Below are 26,522 nucleotides of genomic sequence, written 5' to 3'. Positions count from 1 at the left end.
GTTTTATTTGGTTTTAAAAGATGTTATTTCGGACCAGTCGCTCCAATTCAGGTTTTGGTCCCGGTATCTTACTCGCCAAAAATACGTGGTATTTGGTTTAAGGCGCCTGGTCTTTTCATCCGTGAGGTCATCATCCTTTTGTCTGTTTTCCTTGTAGTACCAGTTTTCATGCTGCTTCCAGCTTTCAAAGGCCAATTTCTCAAAATCCTTGGCTTCCGAAACCTGCCAATGCGATGCCGCATGGAAAGTTCCCTGATGACCACTTTCAAACGCTCCGGCCTTAAGGATGGTTCCTTCTATACCTACTTCTTGATCTTCTTTTGGAGTCAAAGGCATGGGTGCAACTGGTTTTCGTTCCTTTCTCCAGATGGTAATGCTATCGCGAAGTTCGTTGTCCCTAAAATCTTCTTCATTTCCCCTGCTGATGCGTTTAATGGTGAATTTGGGGTCTTCCCGGTTACCATCCACTTCAACCATTACAAATCCATACTCGTCCTGGGTCACGGTGAACTCGTCATAATCCCTACCTTCAAACTCGCCCCAGTTGTCTATGGCTCCACCTGCTGAGGCCACATTGACCCACAAATGCTTATGGTCGCGTGACTGTCCCCTGGAATAGCCGTGTGTATGGCCAAAAAAGTGGATGCTGGGTTTTCCGGTCTTGGTGGAAAACGCTTCCAACATCTTCACTACTTTTCCGGTTGATTCTTCCTCTCCGGGAATCCAAAGTTCCGATTTATGGGGATGGTGCAATTGGGCAAAAACAAAGTCAATGGCATCATTCTTCTCGGTTTCGGCCAAGAGATTTTCCAACCATTCGTATTGTTCCCTTAAATCCCGATAACCCTCATTGGAATTCAAACCAATCACCCGGGTATTGCCGTAGTCTTTATACCACCAATGTTCGGCATAGGCCGGAGTGCCATTCTCGGGAAGACTAAAGTATTTGAAATAGAAAACGGAGTTCCGCTCATGGTTGCCCAAAACAGGATATACGGGAACCTGTGCAAAAAGTTTTTGGGCCGGGTCAAAAAAATGGTTCTTCCACTGGCTGTAGTTGCTTCCTGTGGCCACCAAATCTCCGGGAATCATCACCAAGGCCAAATTTTCGGGCAATTTTCCTTCAAATTCCTGTTCCAAGTACGGTATCACCCCTTCATTCACCATTTCGGAAAACTTGTTGGGGTTTTGACTGTCGTATTGCATATCGCTCATGGCCACAATGTTGAACGATTCCTCATCACTGGCAAAAGGTGGGGTCTTAAATTGATAAATATCCGATTTCACCTTGCCCGTCCTTACCCGGTAGTAGTATTCGGTGAACCGTTGCAGACCGGTTAACTTTACCTCATGGATCCTAGTATCCGAAAAGTTGATGTCATAGGCTATCCCTTGGGCCTTCTTACCCAATTTTTCCGTGGTTCCCCATTCCACAATACTTTCCTCCCCGCTACTGGTCTCCCATTTGATGATGATGGAGTTGGGTTGTGCATCCTGCAAATAAGGCTGCACCAAAATTTGGGGTTGTTCTTGGGCCACGGCCATGACCGTACCCACAAAAAAGTAGAATAAAAGTTGGTTGATTTTTTTCATTAGACGATTGCGTTGGTTTTAAGGAAGGCCTCGTTCAATATTTCCAAGGCTTTTTCCAGTTCTTCTTGTGATATGGTCAATGGGGGGGATAATTGCAGTACGTTTCCTTTGGAAACCTTAAAGCTCAATCCCAATTTTAGACATTCGTACATAATCTCCTCGGCTTCCACAACAGCTTTTTCCTTGGTGGTCCTATTGGTGACCAATTCTATGCCCCAAAGTAGGCCCATGCCCCTTACATCGCCGATCAAGGAATATTTTCGGTGCAATTTGTAGAGTGCATTCTTCAGAAAGACTTCGTGGGTCTTTACCTTTTCCAAAAGGTTCTCTTCTTCGATGATGTCAAGAACCGTCAAGCCTGCCATGGCCCCCAGTGGACTTTTCTCGTGGGTGTAGTGCCCCAATGAGATATGCCCAAAGGTGTTGTATTCATCCCTAGTTACAATGGCAGCTTGGGGAATGATCCCTCCTCCCAATCCCTTGCCAAGGCAAAGGATATCGGGTTCGATGCCATAGTGTTCAAAAGCGAACATTTTCCCAGTCCTTCCCAAGGCAATTGGTATTTCATCCAAAATCAATAACACCCCATGCTTGGTACAGAGCTCGCGCGCCCCTTTCCAAAATTTTTCCGAAGGAATCTGCACATCGGTATTCCTGATGGTCTCCGCCAACAAGGCCCCTATCTGGTTGTCTTTGGAAAGGACATACTCCAAATACTCCAAAGCCTTATCCTCATTCCCCTCAAAAATGCCCCGATAGGTTATGGGGGGTGGAATGCGTTCCACACCGGGCATCAAAGGGCCCATGTGCTCCCTAAAAACCGATTCGCCCCCTACGCTAATGGCATCCAGTGAAGCCCCATGGAAGGAATCCCAAAACGAAACCACCTTGTGCTTTCCCGTAACGGCCCGTGCCAATTTCAAGGCAATGCCAATGGCGGAGCTTCCGTTTGGGGTGAGCAACACCCTGTTGAGGCCTTTTGGACAGACCGAGGCCAACTTTTCGGCAAATTGTATGGCCACCTCATTGGTATATCTTCGGGTAGAAAAGGTCAATCCTTGTAATTGTTCCGTCAACCGACCCACCAATTTGGGGTTGGAAAACCCAATTTGATGCACATTGTTTCCGTGGAAGTCGAGGTATTTTTTACCTGAAATGCTTTCAATATATGAGCCTTCGCAGTTTTTCAAGACATCCAAACAGGGGGTAGACATGGATTGATGCAAAAAGTACTTGGCATCCTTTTCCAAAAGTTCCTTGGTCTGTTCGTTCACATCCCCTTCTATCCATTCGCCCCTTGCCGAGGTTAGGTTGATGTCTCCTTCCACAACATATTCCCCGCTGTGTTTATCTTGCTTTGTATGGTCCATATTTTGCTCGTATTTTACGTTCTTCGGATGTGTCGTCCAACACATAAATATCGTACATGTTTCCGTTATCATACACCCGAACCACAATGTGTCCTTCCTGACTTTTGTATTGATCCACCCTGCCTCCTATGACATCCTTGGTGCCCTGAAGCATAATGGTGGAGAAAATATCCCGCTCACCAGGGTAAAGTTGTTTTGAGGTGATCCTTCGCAGCACCTCCTCCCCCGGATGGTCCGCTGTCCAATTTTGTTGGACCCAAACCCGCGGCCTAATGGTACGGACATAATAGGGGTTCTGGGAATCCCGATTACCGTGATGGTTCAACGTGGCCACATCAACCGGACCAATGACGGGTGCCACATGCGATTCAAGGGCATTGATGTTCGTTTGCCCCAATCCATCGATTCCCGCAATATCCCCTCCGGTAAAATAGTTGAATTTCCCATAATCTATCCTGATGCAATTGCTCAAGGGGTTTTCGCCGGGATACTCACCTACCTTTAAAAGAGAATGGGTTTTAGTATCCTCTCCAGTCCAGATTACTCCATTGGAAGCAATATTTCGAACGGAAAAATCAGGATAATCCTTTGGATTGTGCTTCAAAACGATTTGGTCCGTAGCACCCACTTTCAAGGCTTCATTTTCCAATCCGTTTTCTTTGGATTGATGGGCGATGAACTTCCAATATTCCTTCAAGGTTGGAACCATGCCATATGCATCCTTGGAGAAACGTTCCCTGGATTGCACCTTGGCATCCTTTAAATCCAAGGGGAAATCAAATCCGCGATCAATCAGTTTTTTGATGGGCAACAACGAACCCACCTCCATAATCCCAGTCAGTTGATACCCTCCGGGTGCCACTTTTCGCAGGGAGTCCACCTCCCCAAAGTGATCATCGTGGTAATGGGTGATCAAGGCATAATCCAACTGCCTATTTTGGTTTTTGGGTATGAATTGATCTATGTAATCCACAATCCATTCAGGGGCAGTTTTTGACCGGTTGGGAACCAACTTGGCATTTCTACTTGATGTGGTCCTTGGGTGGGTATCGGACATATCGCCAGCATCCACCAAGAATGTTGTCCCATCCGGAAACACCATGAAAGTTGCATCTCCCCTACCTGTATTGATGTGATGGATATCCAAAAAACCAGGCTTCCAATCAGGTAATTGCGTGTCCTGTCCATGTGAAATCCAAACGGACAGGGCAAACATCAAAAAACCTAACTTTTTAAGGTTGTGGAACATCTATTACTTGACTCTGTATAATTTATTTGCAGGAATAATCTGCTTGGGAACATCTTTCCCTTGATACTTTACATCCAAATGGTAGCCGCCACCGCCATTGAAGAACTCCACACGTACCTCATGACGTCCCTTGGCCAATTCCAAGGTTCCGCTACGTTCCATAACGCCATGGTCCCCATCGTTGTCCACTACCAATATCCCATCCACATAGAGTTTGCTACCATCATCACTATTGGTGAAGAAGCGATACTTTCCTTCCTCTTCGATTTCCAAATAGCTTATCAACACCAAGGCCACCTGATCTTGTTGAATGTCCGGACTCAAGGCCTGCTTATGGGAGAACTCCGTTACATACCCCTCCTTGACAGGTTTTAGGGTTGAGAAATCCGGAAGCTTTTCCATTTTTTCCCCATAGAATATCTGAAACTTTACGGGGTCTTCCTTGCTTTTTGGGACAATTCTAAAATTGGCCTCGGCCATGGTGCTTGCCATGGCTCCATTTTGAAAAACAGCAGCTTTCAACACAGCCGTTTCCTTTAGATAGAAGGTGTCTTGATAAACCATACTGTTGGCCGTCGTTGGTATCTCACCCCCCAGCACATAGCGAATTTCCCCACTATTGTTCGGGTTTTGTATCACCACTGCTACGGAATCGGCTTTGAAAACTCCGCCTGCCGGCTCATAATGGCCCGCATCGGGAAGAATCTTGGGTTGGGTAATCTGCTCTTTTCGCTTGTAGGTCAGTTTGGGTTTTTTATTTCCTATAAAAGCCCCTTTTACAGGTCTGCCAATCCATGCTTGTGGTGTTTGCAGTCCCATGGCGTAGGCCACCGTGGGGGCATTGTCGTATTGGTATACGGTTTCTTCAATTTCATAGCCCTTCTTCACCCCGGCTCCATACATGATAAAGGGAATGGTCATTTCGGCCAAACTCTCCCCACCATGTCCGTAACCCAATCCTCCATGATCCGCAGATACAATGAAAAGGGTCTTTTCAAACATCCCGGCATCTTTGGTGGCCTTTACAATCTCCGTGATCAGGGAATCTGCCTTTGCAACAGAAGTGTAGTACTCCGCACTGCCATGGCCCATACTGTGCCCAGCATGATCCACATGGTCCAGATGCACAAACGTAAACTTGGGCGTGTGTTCCTTGATGTAGGTTATTGCATCTGTGGTAGTCCCGTCTTCGTGGTCGCCATTGATATCAAAGTCAACATCGTCCTTTTCAAACAATCGTCCAAAACCGTCCCAATCGTAAATGGCACCCACATGGGCTTCTGGTTGTTGGTCCTTGAACAAAGTGAAAATGGTAGGGAAAGTACCGTTCTTGGTGGCCACGACCGGGGGCAATTGATGGTCAAATTTTTCCCATCCGTTGGAAGTGATCCCATGCTGCTCCGTATCGGCACCCATGATCATACTGGCCCAATTGGGACTGGAACTTGAAGGGAGGACCGACCTTGCCTGCATGGTTGCGGCTCCATTTTGAACCATGGAATCCAACATGGGGGTATTTGCATTTCTGATACCATCCGGACTCATCCCATCCACTCCAATCACAACGACGTGATCTATGGCGAATCCTTTTTTATCCGTTTTGTCACAGGCAAAAACCAAGACGGTCAACAAAACCAAACTAAGTGCTTTTTTTATCATGGTCATAACTCTTAAATAGCAAAGGCTGCCCCGTTCAAGGGGCAACCGTTTGCTCGCTGAAATGAATGAATTTTTCTACTAATACCGGGTTCCGGTTTCCCACCAGCCTTTGGTATTTATGTTGTCTCCCGCTCCGCCCATGGCACTTACGGCACCATCATAATTGGCCTTGTTCAGGGTTTGTTCCGATGAAGGATAAAGGAAACGAACGGGATACAATCCTCCGTTCAAATCGTCTTGACCTGTTTCCAATGCAGGCATGCCTGTTCTTCTGTAATCCATCCAACCTTGATAGTCCACATTCCAAAGGGCAATGGTCTTTTGGGTCAACAGAAGTTCCAAGGTGCCATCATATTGCACTTCGGATTCCAACAAATAGGCTTCAATGTCGGCATCATCAACACCCCAATAGGAAAGGCTTGCCCTAATACCTTCATTGTAATAGCTCTCCGCACTTCCAGTAATGATGCCTCTTTCGGCAGCTTCCGCCAAAATAAATTGTACTTCTGAGTTTTTCATGATGAAAGCTTCGGCTTGAGTGGCAGAAAAGTAAAACAACTCCACATCCAACCTGCTTGGACTAAACTCGTCATCATAGGCACGGGCGTTGTCCTGGTTCAGGCCAATAGGGATACCTACCCAATCACCATCACTGTTTCTATCGAACCAAATGTCCAAACGTGGGTCATTAAAGCGTTCAAAATAGTCCAACAAGGTGGTACACAAGCTTTTCTCGTCAAAGCCTCCAATACGGCCAGTACTCTGCGGCCAAGAATCGGTGTTAGAGGTTCCACTGTACACCAATGTGGCATTGTCCTCATTGGAATCGATATAATTTCCTGCATTGACGATGGACTGCATCTCGGCAGAAACATCCCTACGTTTTGAAATCCGCATTAAATAGCGCAGTCTCAATGAGTTTGCCAATCTTCTCCATTTGGTAGCATCTCCGTTGAAGATGACATCTCCTGAAGAACCTGCAATTGCCTCTCCTTTGGCCAATGCAGCATCTGCGTCGGCCAAATCTTGCAACACCCCATTATAAACGGTCTCTTGATCATCATATACCGGAGTAAATATTCCATCTGACTTACCAGACATGGCTTCAGAGTAAGGAACATATCCATACAAATCGGTCAGGTTGGCAAAACTAAGGGCCCTCATGGTAAGGGCTATCCCTTCATAGGTTGCATTTTGTGTGCCCTCTGCCCTTGATATTTCCAAAATATCGTTGATTTCCGGCAGGTAATTGTAGAAGAAATTCCACATGCCTTGATCTCCCCAATCAAATTGGCTAAACCCAGGAAAGTTGTTCTTGGCCATCAATTGGGTAATGGTGTTTCCATCGCTGTAGCCCTCTTCTGTAAGTGTTCTGGTAATTTCCGAGGTCACGGTGGATACCAACAAGTTGGCACTTACCTGCTCCGGGGCATTAGGGTTCATATTGATTTCTTCAAAGTTTTCGGTACAGGACACCATTAAGGTTCCCGCTAGAAATATTGACGCTATGATGTTTGATGTCTTCATCTTTTTTTCGTCTTGACTATTTAAAATTCTACATTAAGGTTCAGTCCAAAACTTCTGGTGCTGGGCAGGGCCATGTCTTCTACACCGGGCACAATATTGCCTCCGGAGAAAGAAATGGTCTCAGGGTCTACGTGGTCGTTTTCTGTCCACAAAGCGAGGTTACGGCCAACCAGTGAAATGGTAGCTGACCTAATCGGTGTTCTTTCCAATAATTTACTTGGGAAGGTATATCCCAATTTCACTTCGCGAAGTTTCACATAGGTTGCATCGAACATTGAGCTTTGCTCATTGCTCCTGTTATACACATGGGAATAGTAGTTGGATGCGGCCACACTCTGCGTATTGGGCGTATAGCTTCCATTACCATTATCAATCACACCTTGTGCAACGATACCAGTCTCACGTCCTGGCACCGTAAAATCCAACATTCCTGTTGTACCTCCAATGGCAACGGTCCTAGAGTGGTACACCCCACCTTGTCTCCAATCGAAAAGGAATCCGAACCTGAAGTTTTTATATTGGAAGCTGTTTTGGAAACCTACCATGAAATCTGGATTGTAGTTTCCAAGATTGCGTAGTTCATTGCTTCGGATGGGCAAACCAGAACTCTCATCTATGATCCACTGCCCGTAGTATGGGCTGCTCTTGTCGGTAACCTGCTCAAATCCGGTTCCATAGAGATCTCCCATTCGCTCACCAACTTCGGCCACCACTTGCAGATAGTTCTCTTTTACCAAATAACTGGTAAGTCCATCGGTAAGTTCCTTTACTTCGCCACGGTTGGCAGTAAAGTTGATGTTGGTATCCCAACTAAAGCTATTGGTCTTTACAGGAGTTGCGCTCAATGTAACCTCAATACCTTTATTCTCCACCTCACCGGCGTTGATGATCCTTGATCCATATCCTGAAGTGTTGGAGACTGGAAGGGAAAGAATCTGGTTATCGGTAACAGACTTGTATGCTGCAACATCCAAGCCTAGACGACTTTGGAAAAATCGTAGATCGGCACCCACTTCAAAGGAGTTGGTTCTTTCCGGTTTTAGATCTGACAGTTTCAATTCTGAAGGCGAATACGCCCTGGAAAATCCATTAAAGGTGTTTCCAAAACCATAGGTGGCAGCCAAGTTGTATGGATCGGTATCGTTCCCCACGGTGGCCCATCCTCCACGGATTTTGGCAAAACTGATGGCTTTTGGCATCTCAAACATATCGGAAAGGATGAAACTCATTCCGACCGAAGGGTAGAAATAGCTATTGTTTCCATCAGGCAAAGTGGACGACCAATCGTTACGGGCCGTTACATCCAAGAAGGCATAGTCCTTATAGGAAACGTTCGAAAAGGCATAGAGACTGTTCACCGTAAACTTGCTATCGTAATCGCTCTGGGTCAAAGGCTCGGCAGCATTACCAAAATTGTAGATGCCGGGAATGGACAATGAGTTGGCACTGATACGCTGATATCTGTTCTTTGCCGAACGATGGTTGGCTCCCATGGAGATTCCAAAGTCAAAATCCTCGTTCAACTCCTTATTATAGGCCAATAGGAAATCCGTGTTCTGCTCATAAGCATAGATGTAGTCCTCACGATACTGCCCATTTGGGAATCGCTGGGTTGAAAAAGCCCTTTTACGCATATCCAGTTCATTGGAATAATCAAACCCGGAGCGCAACATAAAGCTCAAATCCTTGGTCAACTTCAAATCGGCCCGCAAGTTGGTGATCACACGGTCCTTGTTGAAAGCATTTGTGTTTTCAAAAACCGTAAAGAACGGGTTGTCATGGTAGTTATAGTTGTAATTGTACTGTTGTACATTTTCCAAACCGGGCTGCCAGTAATCCCTTAGTCCGTTCATGTCTATATGACGACCGAACCAGATCCATAGGTACATTACGTTTTCCGTTCCATAAGAGTTGTTGGGACGGTTCCTTGAATTGGAATTGATGTAGTTCATGGATCCTGTCACCTTCAACCAATCAGTCAGGTTATAAGTCCCGTTCACTTGGTAGGAACGTCTTTTAAAGTTGGAGTTTGGAATAACACTCTCGCTCTGCAAATCGGTAAAAGACACCCTGAAATTTCCATCTTCATTACCACCGGTCAATGCAATGTTGTTGCTCATGGTAAAGCCGGTTCTGAAGAAGTCATCAATATTGCTTGAATGCGGTGAAAAAGGAGTTGCAATGATTTCATCCGCAAAAGTGCCATCAGGATTTCTAGGTCGTACATGCACATCCCCAGCACGCAATCCGCTAGTGGTTGGGCTATCGTGCTGTGGAATCAGTTGTCCATCCAAGGCAGGACCCCAGCTTTCATCCACATGATCATTGATCCCTCCGGTCAAGGAACGGTTCTGACCTCCATCATTAAAGGCAAACTGTCCACCGGATCCCTGTCCGTATCTGTTTTGATATTTAGGCAAGGTCAACAAGTCCTCAAAAGTGGTGTTATTGGTGTATGAAACACCGATACCTCTTGCACCTCTTCCTGATTTTGTAGTGATAAGAACAACCCCATTGGCACCCCTGGAACCATAAAGAGCGGTTGCATTGGGACCCTTCAATACGGTCATGGTCTCCACGTCATCCGGGTTGATGTCCATGGCGCCATTACCGTAATCCACTTCCATGTTACCTTCGGAACCACGGCTGCTCACATTATTATTGATAGGAATACCATCCACCACAAATAAAGGAGAGTTGGCATTGGGGCTAGGATTCAATGAATTTTCCCCACGGATGATGATTTGAGAGGACGATCCCACACCAGAATTCCCTCCAGTGACCTGAACCCCCGCCATTTTACCGGCAAGTGAGTTGACCACGTTGGTTTCCTTTGCTTCAGAAATCTCTTCCCCGGAAACTTTTTGAACGGCATAGGCCAATTTTTTGGTTTCCCTTTTGATACCCAAAGCCGTAACCACTACTTCATCCAATTGCTGCGAATCGGGTTGTAGCATAATGGTTGCCATGGTCTTTCCGGAAGGATCAAATTCTTGGGCAATATACCCTATATAGGAAACCACCAAAATTCCACCTTCCCGGGGAATTCCAATTTCAAAGTTTCCATCAAAATCTGCAGCCACCCCTACGGTGCTACCTTTCACAACAACCGATGCCCCAGGCAACGGTACACTGTTTTCATCCACAACCGTACCTGAAAATGTGGTTTGGGAATAGCCGACAATACTTACAGTAAAGGCAAGTATAAACGCTACGAATGCTTTTTTCATTTGTTGAATATTTGTAAAATTTGGTTAATTATTTATCAACAAATATCCAACACAAGCGTTAAGGCACGCAGTTGAACAGATTAAAAAAAAGATATGGAAAGGTTAAAAGAATCGGCATAATGTTAGCTAAACATTATTTACAAATATTCAATTTTTATGGTATCTTGCACCAAGTGAACACCTTAATATTCCACTGTTTAACAATAGGTTAAGAAACATACTTTTATTTGTTCCTTTTTCCAAAATATTATAAATACTAAAACACACGAGGTTAAGTTATCATGGATGATTATCTGATAGGCATTGGCAAACGCATCAAGGAAATACGGAGAGGCAACAAAAAGACGATCAGTGATGTTGCCATCCAAGCTGGAGTTACCGCTGGGTTGATTTCACGCATAGAAAATGGCAGGACCATCCCTTCCTTGCCCGTATTTTTAAAGATTGTGGGCGCCTTGGAAACCGAGATGATCGATTTCTTCGATGGCATGCCCAAAGTCAATGGGCACAACTTTTTGGTTTCGCGAAAAGAAGAACAGACCATTATTGAAAAAGAGGATGAAGCCATTGGATTTACCTATAATTACATCTTTGGCAAACAATTGAACTCCGTAGGTTTTGAAGGTGTGCTCTTGGAGGTACAACCCAACTCCGAACGGGAAAAAGTAATCACTGATGCTTTTGAATTCAAATACATTCTTACCGGTGAGTGTGCTTACGTCATTGGGGAACAAGAAGTACTTTTAAAGGAAGGGGACTCTATATTTTTCGATGGAAGAATCCCCCATGTTCCCATCAACAGGGGCAAAGTACCTTCAAAGATGTTGGTCGTTTATTTCTTTATTTAATCCTTGAACAGGATTTCTTGCAGATCACTTAATGAGTCCAAGATATAGGTTGGCTCGGCTTTCTCCAATTGTTCCCGGGTCTGTGCCCCGGTAAGGACCCCAACGGTAATCCCGCAGTTGGCATTTTTACCTTCCTCAATGTCAATTTCAGAATCGCCAGCTTTCAGTACCTGCTCCGGATCGGTAATATTGAATAGGGCCATAGCCTTATCGATCATTTCCGAGGAAGGCCTTCCCACTTCCACATCATCGGCCGTGATCAGTGCATCTATTTGATTTCCCGGCATCCAACCCAATTTTTGCAACAATGATTGTGCGGTGTTGGAGTCGTACCCCGTGTTCAACACCACTTTGATCCCATGGGAACGCAAGGTTTCAAAAAGCTGTTCCACCCCTTCATATGTGGTCACCTCCAACTCGGCATAAGCTTGTTTGAGCATTTCTTTGAAACGGGCATGTACTTCCTTGGCATCCACGGTGGCATTTACCTGTTCAACAATATCCAATATGGCTTGATATTTCTCCTTCCCTGCCCCATGTTCCAACACTTGGTCCAAGCTAACATCAACCCCCGCATTCTTGAGTGCCTTTTGTACTGTTTTGTAAACAACATTGTCCTCGTTCACCGTGGTTCCGGCCATATCAAACACAACTAGTTTCATATCTTTCATAAGCGATTTCTATCGATTTAAAATTTTGGCAATATTCTTTTTTGAAAAGCCGGCACTCCCTGTCATGCCCTTGCCTCCAATACCGGTAACAATGTGGATATCTTCATCAATGGTCTTTTTGAAAATGTCATTGGTCTTGCATTGCGAATACATTCCGTACCACCTACGCTGAATGTCGTAGTTGGGCAATTGAATGATCTTTTTGGCTTCCTCCACCATAAAGTTATCAATATCCATATCAAGGTCATAGCCTAGATCGTCCGCATGTGCGGCATCGGCGTATTGATGTGAATCTCCCAAGATCACCGAGCCATCCAAGGCTTGTTTGAACAAAATGTGCACGCCCCAATTTTTCTGCGGGGTATCCGGAAGTTCCTTGGCCTTTATTTCGTGATAGGATGGGCATTCGTAAAATGCCTCATACCTTCTGATGGACCATCCGGTTAAAATGGACCCTTTCAAGGTATAATTCTCTTGGGGTTTGGTCTGCATCATCTGAAGCTTGGAAACTTCCAAATCGCTTTGGGCAAATAATTCCGGATAAAGATTCTTAAAATCGCTGCCGTTGCAAATGATAACCTTTTTGCCAAAGATACTTTCACCCATCGAGCTCTGCACCTCTATCCCTCTCCCCATTCTCTCGCAGGAAGAAACCAAAAATCCTGTCTTGACCTCCAATCCTTTTTGGGCCACCAGATATTCCTGAAGCCTATGGATCATGGTCCTTGGCTCAACGGTCACTTCATCCGGAAAGAAAAGTCCGGCCTTTACATAATCCCTACGCAATCCGGGATACCGCTCCAAACATTCGCTCTTCGTCAACATCTTGGAACTATATTCATTGTTGTTGTTGATGGCCCGTAGCTCTACCAACAATTGCTCCTCTTCTTCATTGGATGCCAGGTACACGGTTCCATTTTGACGAATGCTGATATCGAACTGGGACTGGATCTCTTTATAGATCCGAAGGCTTTCCCGCCCGTACTTTTGCCATTTGGTGTTCATCCCGGATGGAACTACCTGTCCAAAATTTTGAGTGGTGGCGCCCTTGGGATAATTATCCTTTTCAACCAAACAGACCTTCATCCCCAATTCCATGGCATGATAGGCATGAAACGTGCCCAAAATACCACCTCCTACAACAACTACATCATATTTATTGTCCATAATCCAATTCCTGGTTCAATTTTTCTGATTTATGCCTTGCCCCAAAATGGACAAAAAGCACCACTGATATACAAATACCGATAATGGCCACAGCGTATGTGCCATATACAAAGAAGTTGAGCCATGAAAGGTTGGCCTGACCAAAGTTCTTATAGAGGAGCACCAAAACACTGCCCACATATCCAAAAGCATCGGCAATGTAAATCAAGAACCCTGAGTTGCCCTTTATCTTGAAGGCCGCTATAAAACGATCAAAGAACAAGCAGTTGAACGGCACATAGCAGATGTAGAGTCCAAAACCGGTACAGACCATCCAAACGAAGGGAGCCATCAAGCCCATTTGGAACATGAGGGTGGAAATACCCAGCACCACGGTTCCCAATATCAACAGTAAATGATACGTCAACAATGCCCTAAAGTTATCCTTCACATAAAAAATGGAGCCTATGATCAAGAGCACAATAATGGCAATGATGATTTCCGATGTGGAAAAGACGGAAATATCACCTTGATACCCCATACTATCCCACAATTCCCGGGCAAAATTGTCTCGGAAATCCCTGAATGCGGTCAAGAAGGTGTAAAAGATAACCACCAACAAAAGCGGGAAAAAGAATTTCTTCACAAGGGCTTTCCGGTCTTGCTTGGTCATGGGAACACGTTCGGTACGCTGCTCCATATCCAAAGCTGTGGGTGGCGGTACCCGCTGTAAAAAATAAGAAGACAACAACAGGGGAAATACAAAAAGTGCCCCGGTCACCGAAGGCATCCATAGCTCACTTACCCCCCAATTATTCATTACATAGAGCCCAACGGATTTCACCACACCACTCGAGACAATAAAGCTAGCGCACAGGATCACCCCCAATACATCGGTGAACCTTCTTCCCTCAACATAAGAAAATACAATGCCCCAAACCATTCCCAGGGGAATGCCGTTCAAAAACATAAAAACAATATTATAGGGGGCCGGCAGGGTTGCAAACCCGATCAATGCCATCTCGGCCAAAAAAATCAGGGAAATCAAGAGCAATAACCTTCGGTTGGGTTTCAGTTCGGAAATGACCTTGATGCCAATAAATTTGGAAAGGGCATATCCCAAAACTTGGGCAATGATCAACAATATTTTGTAATCCACCCCAAAGTAAGCCAGCCCGTCAAACGTTGCTACGGTGAAGGGCTTCCGAAAGGCATACATACAAAAGTACGTGCCAAAGGCCGCTAGGGAGGCGTGCAGGACGAATACTAGGGAAGACCGTCTTTTATGGGCGTTTTGGGTTGACACGATGTTTACAAATAATAAAATAAAGTTTCAAATTACTCACTTTTTTGGAAAACAATCCGCTTTTTTAGTTTAAATAATCGTTAGCAAAAAATTATTCCTGTTCCATCCTAAGTTACTCTTGATCATGATTCTTGGATGACATTTAATTTTTAATGCTATTTTAATTGAATATTTGAAGCGCTCGACAACAACATGGTTAAATATTGGTTAGGTTTTGATATTGGCAGTTCATCCATAAAAGCAGCCCTGATACAAAATGAAAATGGAAGAGTGGTGGATGTTGCGCAGCAGCCAGAAAAGGAAATGCCCATCATGGCCCCAAATCCAGGCTGGGGAGAGCAAGATCCCGAGCTTTGGTGGAAGCACCTTTGTACTGCGGTACGTGAACTGATCTCCAAAAATGGGATTTCCAAAGAAGACATCAAAGGGGTTGGGATATCCTACCAAATGCATGGTTTGGTCGTGGTGGACAAAGCACACAAACCTATCCGGCCCTCCATAATTTGGTGTGATAGTAGGGCCGTGGAAGCTGGAGAAGAGCTTTTCAACAAGGCCGGTAAGGAAAAATGTGTGGAACACCTGCTCAATTCCCCTGGAAATTTTACGCTTTCCAAACTAAAATGGGTCAAGGACCATGAACCGGAAATCTTTAAGAAGATCCATAAGTTTATGTTGCCCGGCGATTACATTGCCCTAAAATTATCCGGCTCTTGCGTTACTACCCCATCTGGGCTTTCCGAAGGGATTTTATGGGATTTTAAAACTAATGAAGTGGCCACATGGCTATTGGAGGAAGCAGGCATCAACCCTTCCCTGGTCTCTGAAATACGTCCCACTTTTTCGGAACAGGGTTTGGTAAGTAAACAAGGTGCTTTGGAATCCGGACTACCCGAGGGTATTCCCATTCTTTACCGATCTGGGGACCAACCCAACAATGCCCTATCCCTGAATGTTATGGAGCCCGGACAAATAGCGGCCACAGGAGGTACTTCAGGAGTGGTTTACGCCCTATCCGATAAAGAAACTACCCAAGAACATACCCGCATCAATAGCTTTGCCCATGTGAACCATACATCCAAAGACCCAAGGATTGGGAAACTACTTTGCATCAACGGTACGGGGATACAGTATAGCTGGATCCGAAACGAGCTCACCCACGGTCTTTCGTATCATCAAATGAACCAAATGGCGGAATCCATTCCCATTGGAGCCCAAGGGTTGAGTATTCTTCCCTTCGGGAACGGCACGGAACGTATGCTGAACAATTTTGGGAAAGGCTCGCGAATCCTGAACCTTCGGTTTAACCTACACAAAGCACCCCATATATTTAGGGCGGCCTTGGAGGGCATTGCATTCTCCTTTGTATATGGCATGGAAATCCTACAAAACGATGGGGTGGACATCACCTCCATCAAAGCAGGCAATGACAATCTCTTTCGGGCGGGTATATTTTCCAAGACCATTGCCTCACTGACCAACAGCCGTATTGATATTGTGGAGACCACCGGGGCCGTTGGCGCAGCTAGGGCGGCGGCCTATGCCCACGGGGATTTTGACAGTATCACGGAAACCACCGCTACGGACGCCATTCAGTTGACCTATGAACCGGACGCTAACACTGAAAACTATCAGGAAGCGTATCAGAACTGGAAAAAGGAACTAAAAACATATCTAGAACATTGAACAATAGAAAACTATGATTACAAAAGGAGATACAGAGTTTTTCAAAGGAATCGGAAAAATACAGTTTGAAGGAAAGGAATCCCACAATCCCATGGCCTTTAAATATTATGATGAAAACAGATTAGTGGGAGGCAAGACCATGAAAGACCATTTTAAGTTTGCCATTGCCTATTGGCATACCTTCACCGGTGTAGGGGCCGATCCCTTCGGGGCACCTACCCAAGAATTCCCTTGGTTGACCAGCACGGACCCCATTCAACAGGCCAAGGACAAAATGGATGCCGCTTTTGAATTCATTACCAAGATTGGGGCGCCATATTATTGTTTCCACGATTTTGACCTGATTGCCGAAGGGAATTCGTTGGCCGAGTCTGAAAAACGATTGGAAATCATTACCGATTACGCCCAAGAAAAAATGAAAGCTTCTGGGGTAAAGCTATTATGGGGAACCGCAAATTGCTTTAGCAACCCCAAATACATGAACGGGGCGGCCACCAATCCCGACTTTGATGTAGTGGCCCATGCCGGGGCGCAAGTGAAAAACGCCTTGGATGCCACCATCAAACTCAATGGTGAAAACTATGTATTTTGGGGAGGTCGCGAAGGATATATGTCCCTATTGAACACGGATATGGGCCGTGAACAGGACCACATGGCCCGATTTCTGCACATGGCCAAGGACTATGCCAGAAAACAAGGGTTCAAGGGAACGTTCTTTATTGAACCAAAGCCTATGGAGCCTTCCAAACATCAATATGATTTTGATGCCGCCACGGTCATCGGTTTCCTGACCAAATATGATCTTTTGGATGATTTTAAACTCAATATCGAAGTGAACCACGCCACCTTGGCCCTGCATACTTTTGAACATGAACTTCAGGTGGCGGCAGACAATGGGATGCTCGGCAGTATCGATGCCAACCGGGGCGATTATCAAAACGGATGGGATACCGATCAATTCCCCGTGGATGTGTATGAACTGGCCCAAGCCATGCTGATAATCTTGCAAGCTGGTGGCTTTCAGGGCGGTGGAATCAACTTTGATGCCAAAATCCGAAGAAACTCGACCGACCTTGAGGATATCTTCCATGCCCACATAGGCGGAATGGATGCTTTTGCCAGGGCCTTATTGGCCGCCAACGCTATATTGGAAAATTCCAATTATATTAGCATGAGGAGGGACCGATACAGCTCGTTTGATTCCGGCACCGGAAAAGCCTTTGAAGACGGTACGCTTTCCTTGTTAGATCTACATGCACACGCTTTAAAAAACCCAGAGATCAAAAAGCGTAGTGGAAAACAGGAATTGTTTGAGAACATAATCAATCAATACATATAACTAACTAAGCAAACAAACCAATTTAATTATGGAATCAGTTTTAGAAAGGCCCGACTGGATTGTTCTGGGCATTTACTTCTTGGCCCTGATCGGAGTGGCCGTTTGGGTTGTGGCCCAGAAGAATAAAAACACCGAGGACTATTTTTTGGCGGGTAGAAATGTGGGGTGGTTCGTTATCGGCGCCTCCATTTTTGCATCGAACATAGGCTCAGAACACGTTGTAGGCTTGGCAGGAACCGGATTTGAATCGGGCACACCCATGGCCCATTACGAGCTTCATGCGTGGATCGTTCTACTGCTGGGATGGTTATTTCTCCCGTTCTACATACGAAGCGGGGCATTTACCATGCCCGAATTCCTCGAAAAACGTTTTGATAGCCGATCGCGCTGGTTCCTTTCCATATTTTCATTGGTGGCCTATGTGCTCACCAAGGTTTCCGTGACCATTTATGCAGGGGGGATTGTGGTTTCCGAACTGCTTGGGATTCCATTTTGGTATGGGGCCATTGGAGTGGTCGTCTTTACCGGGATCTATACCGTGGTCGGTGGAATGAAAGCCGTGATCTACACGGAAACGCTCCAGACCGTGATCTTGATTCTGGGGTCCTTGATCATCACCTATCTGGGCCTTCAGGAAGTTGGAGGCTGGGGACAGCTACGGGAAACCGTGACCTCCGTTAGCCCAGACCACTTTAATATGTGGCGCCCCATGAGCGATCCAGATTTTCCGTGGACCGGTCTTTTGATCGGGGGAACCATTGTGGGAATCTGGTATTGGTGTACCGACCAATATATTGTACAGCGAACCCTTGCTGCCAACAACATTAAAATAGGTAGACGCGGGGCCATTTTTGGCGCTTATCTAAAATTGATGCCCATCCTGATTTTCTTGATCCCCGGTATCATAGCCTTTGCCCTAACCATTCAAAACCCCGAAGTATTCAACGTGGAACGTGCCGATAGGGCCTTCCCCATGTTGGTGAAGACTCTTTTGCCCGTTGGGTTGAAGGGCTTGGTGGCTGGTGGGCTTATGGCAGCATTGATGAGTTCCCTGGCCTCTGTGTTCAACTCGTGCTCTACCATTTTCACCATCGATATCTATAAAAAACTTCGTCCCGAAAAATCTGAACGGGAATTGCTCACCATTGGTAAAATTGCCACGGGAATCATTGTGGTGCTCGGCATTGTTTGGATTCCCATCATGGACAAAATCGGGGGTGGGGTCATGTACCAATACCTTCAGAACGTACAATCCTATATTGCTCCCCCCGTGACCACAGTGTTCCTTTTGGGAATCATCTGGAAACGGGTCAATTCAAAAGCAGCCATCACCACACTTTTGGCAGGTCTGGTGCTTTTGGTACTCCGTTTAGGGTCCGAAATTTATTATCAGCCCCAAATCAACTCGGGTGAAGAAGTGTCGGGCTTCCTATTTCAGTTTGCTACCGTGAACTTTGCCCACATGGCCATTTTTATGTTCATCTTTTCGGTAGCCCTATGTATTGCGGTCACTTTGGCCACAGCGCCTCCAAATTACGCATTGATCAAGGGCCTTTCCTTTGGCACCTTGACTGCTGAGGACCGAGCCGCTACCAAAGGAAGCTACAGCACTGTGGATGTGGTGCTTTCCGTGCTCTTGGTCGTAATTGTGATTGCCATTTTATCCTATTTTACCGGATAGGATTCAAAAATATCAACAAGAAAGGCCCGGAAATTTCCGGGCCTTTTTATTTTACTGGCAGTACTATTTTTAGTTACAATATACTATTCAAAAAGTTTTCCTTGTAGGCGCGCCCAATGGGAATTTTTGCTCCATTGGTCAGATATACCAAGTTGCCGGATATCCTATCGATTTTTTTCGTGTTGATGATATGTGATTTGTGCACCTGAAAAAATTGCGGCGGCCCCAGAACGGTCACCCAATGCCGCAGCGGTTCGTTGGACAATATCTTTCGGTGTTCCAAGCGGATTTCCGTATAGTCGGAATCTGAGGAAATGGTGAGAATGTCGTCCACCGCAACCTTGATGTGCTCATGGCTCGACTTCACATAGATTTCGTTGATCGGATTGGGGGTGATACCGTTATTTTTCAGGTCAGGGTGTTCCTTTTTATTATCCAGCTTGTTCACAGCCTGCAAAAAGCGTTGAAAGGAAAAAGGTTTCAACAAATAATCCACCACGTTTAAATCATATCCTTCCAAGGCATATTCAGAGAAAGCTGTGGTCAGTATCACATTGGGAGGATCTTGGATGCTCTTTAAAAAGTCAATCCCATTGATCTTGGGCAAATGGATGTCCAAGAACATTAGATCCACCGGTTCGGATTTGAGAAACTCCAAGGCCTGCAATCCATCAGAAAACACTCCCACAAGTTCAAGGGAACTTACATCCTTGATAAACTTTTCAAGAATACGCTGCGCTGGCGGTTGGTCTTCAACAATAATGCACCTCATACCCTATGCTTTTTCGAGTTCCAGCCTCAAGTATACATCATAACTTTTATTCTCGTCCTTTATTTCCAACTTATGTTTGTTGGGATAGAGCAACTGCAAACGCTTTTGGACATTTTGTAGTCCGATCCCCTTGGCAATAGTATCCAGACTGGGTACTGCCTCAAAGTTGTTCTTGCAATAAAACTCCAGAACAGAATTGTCCATTTTTACGGAAATATCTATCTCAATGTCCGAGGATTGCCCAGATTGGCTGTGCTTGAACGCATTCTCAATGAACACGATCAAAATCAACGGGGCAATTTTGTATCCTGCTCCTATGTTACTGGTTTCAAAACGGACCTGCCCCCTGTCCTCAATCTGTAGCTTGTACAATTTGATGAAATTATCCAATTGTTCCAACTCCTTTTTCAACGGAACAAACTGCTCTTTGGATTCATAGAGCATATAGCGTAGAACCCCACTCATTTCCAAAATGATCTCTGGGGTCTTGGGTGAATTCTGCAAGGCATAGGAATAAAGGTTGTTCAAGTTATTGAACAAAAAATGGGGATTGATCTGTGATCGCAAAAATTGGATTTCGCTTTCCTGTATGGTACTTTGCAACTCATCTATCTTTGCTTGTTTCTGAAGGGCATCCCATCCAAATTTACATCCGGACAAGATGGTCATCACAGGCAACACCCCCAAAAGTGACAAATACACCCCAGGAAAAGAGTTTCCTCTTTTGGTATTGGGAAACATCAACGGTTCCAGCACCAATTCTTCCAACAAAATCACTCCCGTAACCACAAGGCCAAAGGCAATGAAGAATTGCCAATACCTCTTCTTATACAAGTATTTGGGCATTAAATAATAGGTGATAATGACCGTGGCCGCACTGTAATACAACAGAAAGATGGCCCGATCAATATTAATACTGCCCTCATGTTTGTTAAACGAGAAAAACAGTAGCACGATCAGGTGCAGTACAATTTGAAAAAAAAGCTCTTTCCTTGAAATCAACACGTTACCATTAAATGAATGTCAAAACTAGGTATAATCCCCTTTTAAAGGAAAATAGTTTTGCCAACAACAAAATTTACCCCTTGAACGACAGTTTAGTTAAAATTTTCATAAATCCTGTTGATGACATCTTCACATCTACCGTTCGCGGAAAATAGTTCCACATATCTGTTCCAATTGGTCAAATTAGTAGGTATCAACCCAAAAAAGGAAACTTCACAAAACATCTAAAAGTAACCATCATGAAACAAACTGTAATGATTTTTGCCCTACTTGCTGGGGCCATGGTATCTGCTCAATCCACATGGAAATCGGACGGTGCCCATTCCAAGGTCGGATTTGCCATTACCCACCTTATGATCTCCGAAGTGGAAGGCCATTTTAGCGATTTTGAGATTACCGCAACGGCTTCCGATACTTTTGACAATGCTGAATTTATGGTGGATATTAAAACCACCAGTATTGATACGGACAACACCAACCGGGACAACCATTTGCGAAGCGATGATTTTTTTGGTGCCGAGACCCATCCTGCCATCACCTTTAAGAGCAACACCTTTGAAAAGACCGGCGACAAGACTTTTAAACTTACCGGTGATCTTAGCATACATGGCGTGACCAAAACGGTCACCTTGGATGGAAAGGTGAACGGAATTATAACGGACCAACGCAGCCAAAAATTGAAAGCGGGGCTTAAACTCACCGGTACCGTCAACCGATTGGATTTTGGTGTGGGCGGTGAAACGGTTTCCCTTGGAAATGATGTTGACCTGACCATCAATCTGGAAATGGCCCAACAATAGGCGTATATTTAGGCCCGACAACAGTTTAAACAAACCACTTACATGGGACGAAAATCGGAAAACACATTTCGGGAAATCCACAGGTATCTAGGGTTCTTCTTGGCCGGAATCATGGCCGTATATGCCATTAGTGGCATTGTGCTCACGTTTAGGAATACGGACTACATGAAAAGTGAGGTCCAGGTCAGTACAACCTTGGATCCGAACCTCAATGAGGAAGCCCTCGGTGCCGCCCTGCGCAAAAGAGCATTCAAGGTGGACAAGACCGAAGGGGACTTGTTCTATTTCAGTGGAGGCACCTACAACCAAAAGACAGGGGAAGCTTCCTATACCGAAAAACGTTTGCCCAAGATTCTGGACAACATGAACAAACTCCACAAAATGCACTCCGGTCACCCGTTGTTTTGGCTGGGTATATTTTTTGGTGTAGCACTATTGTTCTTTGCGGTTTCCGCTTTTTTTATGTTTCGTCCCAAGGCACCCATTTATAAAAACGGCCTGTACTTTGCCGCAGCAGGTTTTGTACTGACCGTGATATTGCTTTTTGTTTAGAAATTCTGTACCACCTATACTCATTGGCCACCCTTTTGGGTGGCTTTTTTTATGGAATATTATCGGTTATCCCATCTTGCATAACCTTTGATTAGCCCTAATTTCCTCTTTTTAGGTGATTGTTAACCTTCTTAACCCTTCCTTAACCCTTCTTATTTTTCCTTAATCCCTTCGCTCGTGCCATACCTCTATTTTAGCCCGCGGCATGACCCAACGCCTAGCATATCAATCAGTAATGGGCCTGTAATCATTGCCTTTACCCTATTTCCAATCAAAAATTAAACATGATTCCATTAAACAACACCTCTAAACAGGGTTCCACATGTAGGTCCAGGTTTTCTTGGCCCCATCTGCTGGTTACCCTAACACTATTATGCATCTGGTCACCGAACCCGCTTCGGGCACAGACTCCCAGTGATGCCTTGATGATGCCCTCAAAGAACATATGCATCTTGTTTGCCTATGACATGGGCAGCTTTGACCGCTATTGGGAAGGCGGTTATCTTCGATCCAACGAGACCATTGCCACGGTGGACCGCAACACGGTATTGCCCATGGCCGCCATTGGTATTCTGGACGACCTCAACTTTTATATTGGCCTGCCCTTCATCAGCACAGAATCTTCGGAACCCAATGGAGGAAAATTCACTGGCGCAAGGGGGTTTCAGGATATTGGCTTCGCCTTAAAGTATAGGGCCCTTCAAAAAACCTTGGGCAATGGAGAGCTATCCGTCTTGACCACAGCCGGATTTTCAACTCCCCTTACCAATTATCTGTCCGATTACAAACCTTATAGCATTGGTTCGGGCGCTCCGGAGTTTTCACTGCGGGCCATAAGCCAGTACCAATTGTCCAACGGCTGGTTCATAAGAGGTTCTTTGGCCCATCTTTGGCGTGGGTATACCGAGGCCGAACGGGATTACTATTACAACAACGGCAGCTACTACACCGCATGGATGGATGTCCCCAACGCTTGGACCTATGAGGGTATCGTTGGAAAGTGGTTCTTTGACTACTCGTTCAAGTTGGAATTCAACTATACCGGATTGGATTCCACCAGCGGGGACGATATCAGGGCCTATAATGCCGCACAGCCCACCAATAAGGTGAAGTTTGACCGCATTGGGCTTTCGGCACAATACTATTTTAAATCCTTGAAAGGATTGGGCGTTGTGGCCTACCACAACAGGATCATTGATGGGCGGAACATGCCCAAACTTAGCAATACCGGCTTTGGTATTACCTATCAGTTCAACCCATTCAAAAAACCAATTGAAGCAACCGATGATGTACAATAAGATATCCACCCTACTTTGGGCCATCGCCCTTGTGGTTTTGGCCTCCTGCGAGAAAGACACCCCGCGCTACCTTCCCTATGAAAGTTATGCGTATTCCGAACTTGATGAAAACGGTGGGGACTGGACCCCTGTGCTGCATGATTCCGGGGCCTCGATACCCGTGGATGCGCCCGAGTCTTCCGATTCCCAAGCCTATCAAGCGGAGCTGGCAGACCTGAAAGCCGATATGCAAAGCATGAGCTCGGAACAGAAAAAAGCCGTAAAGTATTGGACCAACAATCCGGCCATTCGCTGGAACGAGGTTGCCTTGGAACTCATTGCCAAGTACAACCTCATCCCCGGTCCCAATGCCGATGGCACCTATACCCTGCCCAATCCATCCAACCCTGAAGGGCCACCGGCCTTTCCTTTTGCACATCCACCCTATGCGTGTAGGGCATTGGCCTATATGTCCGTAGCGCAGTTTGATGGCCTCATCAGCGCATGGCATTACAAATACCAATACAACCGGGCGGCACCCTATCAGCAGGATGGGGACATCAATTTTGCGTATAAGGAAAATGCCATCCCCTCCTACCCCTCGGATGGGGCAGTAATCGCAAGGGCCTCACGGAACATCCTTACGGCCATGTTTCCTTTGGAAGCGGAGTATCTGCAAGGCTTGGAAGAAGAACATTTAGAAAGCCTCCGATTGTCCGGCGGGCATGTGTTGAGCGATGTCACCGCAGGTGTGGCCATTGGCGATGTGGTATCGGCCACTGCCCTGGCACGGGCTTCTACCGACGGGATGAGCAAGGCGCAGACCCCAAAAGCCGTTTCAGATTCCATTAAACAGGCCGCCTATGACCGTTTTGGTTGGGCATGGGACAATTTGGAAATCCCGGAACGTCCCGTGGGACTCACCCCATTGTTCAGTCAGGTGACCATGTGGAGCATTGACGATGTGGAAAGTGTACGCCCCATTGCACCTCCGCAACTGGATTCACAGGAATTTTTGGACGATGTGGAACTGCTCAAGGACTACGCCCGCAACATGACGGACGAACATCGCCGGATTGCCAACTTTTGGCAAGATGGACTGGGCACCTACACCCCTCCGGGACACTGGAACCGAATTGCCAACGAATTTATAGTAGATTATAGATTGAATCCTCTTCAGACCACCCGAACCTTGGCCTATATGAACATGGCCATTATGGACTCCGGAATCAGTTGTTGGGATGCCAAATACTATTACCACTATCCCAGACCCATTCAAATGATCGAAGGGTTTGAGACCATCGCCGGGACGCCCAACTTCCCCAGCTACACCTCGGGGCATAGTGTGTTCTCGGCAGCAGCATCGGAAGTGTTGGCCTATGTTTTCCCGGAAGAGGCCGGCAAGGTAAGGGGTTGGGCCGAAGAGGCCGCCATATCACGGGTGTACGGTGGAATCCATTGGAGTTTTGACGCCACCGTGGGTACCGACCAAGGCCGTGAAGTGGCACAGTTTACCATTGATCGCGCCATGGCCGATGGTGCGGACCAATAAAATGGAAGATACCCTGTAAGTCAAGGGACAATCTTCCCGACCAACAACACCAGATCAAAACAATCTGAAAAACTAGTTTTACAAGAAAGGGCCCGCCGATATCGGTGGGCTTTTTGATATACAACCCTACACCTTAAAATAGACTCTCTTCTTATCCAAAAAGTAGGTGAGGTACCAAAAGATAAAGAGTACGAACAAGGCATTAATCACCATGATCATATCTTGGGGCAGGCCGATCGGGGCCAAGAGCCCTTCGGTCCAAATTTTTCCAAAATCCCGAAACCATTGGACTCCCACGGTCTCCGCAAACAAATAGATAAAGATGGAGTTGGTGCCCACTACGGAGAATATTTTCAACCAGTTGGCCTTATAACCCTTAACATCTATCCCCCAATAGAACAAGGCCAATACCAGAACGGCAATACCCCCGGAGGCCAAGGTAAAGGAGGTGGTGGCAATCCTTTTGATGATCGGGGTAATGTCCAGCACATCCATGGCCAGACCAAGTACCAGAATCCCCAGTCCCCAAATGACGAATGCCTTTAATTTTTCCCTTGCATCCCTATTGGAGAGCAAAACCTGTCCGCAGACCACGCCCCAAATGGTGTGGGCCGCCGTAGGGATAAAATTGATGAAGACCCAATAGCCGCCATTGGTCTTTCCCATCACCAGCATATCTACCCAAGAGCCAAAACTTTCGCCTTGGTTGTACGGGTTTTCGGGATTGTAGGCGCGGTACAGCACTTCGGTCAATACCAAAAGTGCAGCAGATATGGCGAGTTGAACTTTATGGGGAAGCTGCATGATGGCGTAGGCAATCAGTATGGTGAATGCCAACTGCACCAGAACGTTCCAAAGTTCCCAGACCAGTTTATGACTGTAGACACAGTGCAGCAGCACCCCAAAACTGAACAGCAGGAAACACCTTTTCAAGATATGGCGGGTCACTGCGCGCTTGTCCCCGTTGGCCAATCGTTTGCGTGTTGAAAAGGGCATGGCCACCCCCACGATGAACATGAAAAAGGGTTGGATCAAATCCCAAAACCGAAGCCCGTTCCAAGGGTGGTGGTGCAACTGATGGGCAAGCCCTTCCAACCAAGTGCCTTCGGCCAAGGCCGAAAAATTGCCGTGAAATCCGGCAGCTTCGGCAATCAATAGGAACATGGTCAACCCCCGGAATACATCCAAGGAAAAAAGACGTTGGGAAACATTGGTGGTAATCTGTGACATAGATGGTTGGTTGGATACTCGCTACAAGATAG

20 protein-coding genes are annotated in these 26,522 nt (G+C 46.0%); 8 read left to right on the top strand and 12 right to left on the bottom strand.

Annotated features, from left to right (window positions below; all coding sequences use genetic code 11):
* Window positions 1-3 precede the first annotated feature (3 nt).
* The 6 genes from F8C76_RS13675 to F8C76_RS13650 all read right to left on the bottom strand — a co-directional run bounded on the left by F8C76_RS13675 (window position 4) and on the right by F8C76_RS13650 (window position 10,628).
* Entirely contained in the window at window positions 4-1,593 is a 1,590-nt protein-coding gene (locus tag F8C76_RS13675; RefSeq protein ID WP_152132268.1) for a fibronectin type III domain-containing protein, read from the bottom strand.
* Window positions 1,593-2,963, bottom strand: coding sequence for a (R)-1-hydroxy-2-aminoethylphosphonate ammonia-lyase (pbfA, locus tag F8C76_RS13670; protein WP_152132267.1), 1,371 nt, complete (start codon window positions 2,961-2,963; stop codon window positions 1,593-1,595). Before pbfA ends, F8C76_RS13675 begins: the two co-directional genes overlap by 1 nt.
* A complete protein-coding gene (locus tag F8C76_RS13665) occupies window positions 2,941-4,179 on the bottom strand; it encodes a ComEC/Rec2 family competence protein (protein WP_249042457.1) in 1,239 nt (412 codons plus the stop codon). The genes pbfA and F8C76_RS13665 overlap by 23 nt, the downstream gene beginning before the upstream one ends.
* 36 nt (window positions 4,180-4,215) lie before the next feature.
* Entirely contained in the window at window positions 4,216-5,871 is a 1,656-nt protein-coding gene (locus F8C76_RS13660; RefSeq protein ID WP_170284031.1) for an alkaline phosphatase family protein, read from the bottom strand.
* A 78-nt stretch (window positions 5,872-5,949) separates the two neighbouring features.
* The gene (locus tag F8C76_RS13655; protein WP_152132265.1) at window positions 5,950-7,398 is read right to left on the bottom strand and encodes a SusD/RagB family nutrient-binding outer membrane lipoprotein; all 1,449 of its coding nucleotides are present in this window, start codon (window positions 7,396-7,398) and stop codon (window positions 5,950-5,952) included.
* Between the two features lie 20 nt (window positions 7,399-7,418).
* Window positions 7,419-10,628 carry a SusC/RagA family TonB-linked outer membrane protein gene (locus F8C76_RS13650; RefSeq protein WP_152132264.1) on the bottom strand — a complete coding sequence of 1,070 codons (3,210 nt, stop codon included), beginning with the start codon at window positions 10,626-10,628 and terminating at the stop codon, window positions 7,419-7,421.
* Window positions 10,629-10,909: 281 nt separating this feature from the next.
* Here F8C76_RS13650 and F8C76_RS13645 point away from each other — a divergent pair, with 281 nt between their 5' ends.
* Window positions 10,910-11,476: a helix-turn-helix domain-containing protein gene (locus F8C76_RS13645; RefSeq protein WP_152132263.1), complete on the top strand. Its 567-nt coding sequence runs from the start codon at window positions 10,910-10,912 to the stop codon at window positions 11,474-11,476.
* Here the strand turns inward: F8C76_RS13645 and F8C76_RS13640 are convergent.
* The 3 genes from F8C76_RS13640 to F8C76_RS13630 are packed head-to-tail and all read right to left on the bottom strand — an operon-like array spanning window position 11,473 to window position 14,512.
* Window positions 11,473-12,147, bottom strand: a complete 675-nt coding sequence (locus F8C76_RS13640) for a phosphonatase-like hydrolase (protein WP_152132262.1) — start codon at window positions 12,145-12,147, stop codon at window positions 11,473-11,475. The two genes, F8C76_RS13645 and F8C76_RS13640, sit on opposite strands and share 4 nt — an antisense overlap.
* Window positions 12,148-12,156: 9 nt before the next feature.
* Complete coding sequence (locus F8C76_RS13635) at window positions 12,157-13,314, bottom strand: TIGR03364 family FAD-dependent oxidoreductase (RefSeq protein WP_152132261.1); 1,158 nt, start codon at window positions 13,312-13,314, stop codon at window positions 12,157-12,159.
* Window positions 13,304-14,512 carry a DUF5690 family protein gene (locus F8C76_RS13630; protein ID WP_249042456.1) on the bottom strand — a complete coding sequence of 403 codons (1,209 nt, stop codon included), beginning with the start codon at window positions 14,510-14,512 and terminating at the stop codon, window positions 13,304-13,306. The genes F8C76_RS13635 and F8C76_RS13630 overlap by 11 nt, the downstream gene beginning before the upstream one ends.
* Before the next feature lie 279 nt (window positions 14,513-14,791).
* On the opposite strand from F8C76_RS13630, the gene F8C76_RS13625 reads away from it, so the two are divergent.
* From F8C76_RS13625 to F8C76_RS13615, 3 genes are read left to right on the top strand one after another with little or no spacing between them, the layout of a single operon-like run.
* Window positions 14,792-16,282, top strand: a complete 1,491-nt coding sequence (locus tag F8C76_RS13625) for a xylulokinase (RefSeq protein ID WP_152132259.1) — start codon at window positions 14,792-14,794, stop codon at window positions 16,280-16,282.
* Between the two features lie 13 nt (window positions 16,283-16,295).
* Window positions 16,296-17,621, top strand: a complete 1,326-nt coding sequence (xylA, locus tag F8C76_RS13620) for a xylose isomerase (RefSeq protein ID WP_152132258.1) — start codon at window positions 16,296-16,298, stop codon at window positions 17,619-17,621.
* Between the two features lie 28 nt (window positions 17,622-17,649).
* Window positions 17,650-19,302, top strand: coding sequence for a sodium:solute symporter (locus F8C76_RS13615; RefSeq protein WP_129655102.1), 1,653 nt, complete (start codon window positions 17,650-17,652; stop codon window positions 19,300-19,302).
* A 73-nt stretch (window positions 19,303-19,375) separates the two neighbouring features.
* On the opposite strand, the gene F8C76_RS13610 is transcribed toward F8C76_RS13615, so the two are convergent.
* Both F8C76_RS13610 and F8C76_RS13605 read right to left on the bottom strand, forming a co-directional pair.
* Window positions 19,376-20,074 carry a LytR/AlgR family response regulator transcription factor gene (locus F8C76_RS13610; protein WP_152132257.1) on the bottom strand — a complete coding sequence of 233 codons (699 nt, stop codon included), beginning with the start codon at window positions 20,072-20,074 and terminating at the stop codon, window positions 19,376-19,378.
* Between the two features lie 3 nt (window positions 20,075-20,077).
* On the bottom strand, window positions 20,078-21,076 hold the full coding sequence (locus F8C76_RS13605) for a sensor histidine kinase (RefSeq protein WP_152132256.1): 999 nt from the start codon (window positions 21,074-21,076) through the stop codon (window positions 20,078-20,080).
* 242 nt (window positions 21,077-21,318) lie between these two features.
* Between F8C76_RS13605 and F8C76_RS13600 the strand changes: the two genes are divergently transcribed.
* The 4 genes from F8C76_RS13600 (at window position 21,319) to F8C76_RS13585 (ending at window position 25,260) form a co-directional block, all read left to right on the top strand.
* Window positions 21,319-21,879 carry a YceI family protein gene (locus F8C76_RS13600; RefSeq protein ID WP_152132255.1) on the top strand — a complete coding sequence of 187 codons (561 nt, stop codon included), beginning with the start codon at window positions 21,319-21,321 and terminating at the stop codon, window positions 21,877-21,879.
* A 42-nt stretch (window positions 21,880-21,921) separates the two neighbouring features.
* Entirely contained in the window at window positions 21,922-22,431 is a 510-nt protein-coding gene (locus F8C76_RS13595; RefSeq protein WP_152132254.1) for a PepSY domain-containing protein, read from the top strand.
* A 284-nt stretch (window positions 22,432-22,715) separates the two neighbouring features.
* Window positions 22,716-23,729: a transporter family protein gene (locus F8C76_RS13590; protein ID WP_211372155.1), complete on the top strand. Its 1,014-nt coding sequence runs from the start codon at window positions 22,716-22,718 to the stop codon at window positions 23,727-23,729.
* The gene (locus F8C76_RS13585; protein ID WP_249042417.1) at window positions 23,716-25,260 is read left to right on the top strand and encodes a vanadium-dependent haloperoxidase; all 1,545 of its coding nucleotides are present in this window, start codon (window positions 23,716-23,718) and stop codon (window positions 25,258-25,260) included. The genes F8C76_RS13590 and F8C76_RS13585 overlap by 14 nt, the downstream gene beginning before the upstream one ends.
* A gap of 126 nt (window positions 25,261-25,386) precedes the next feature.
* On the opposite strand, the gene F8C76_RS13580 is transcribed toward F8C76_RS13585, so the two are convergent.
* A complete protein-coding gene (locus F8C76_RS13580) occupies window positions 25,387-26,490 on the bottom strand; it encodes an acyltransferase family protein (RefSeq protein WP_152132253.1) in 1,104 nt (367 codons plus the stop codon).
* Window positions 26,491-26,522 lie beyond the last annotated feature (32 nt).

It is taken from the genome of Flagellimonas olearia (assembly GCF_009184425.1).
Taxonomy (GTDB): Bacteria; Bacteroidota; Bacteroidia; order Flavobacteriales; family Flavobacteriaceae; genus Flagellimonas; species Flagellimonas olearia.
This window is presented reverse-complemented; position numbering and strand designations above follow the sequence as displayed.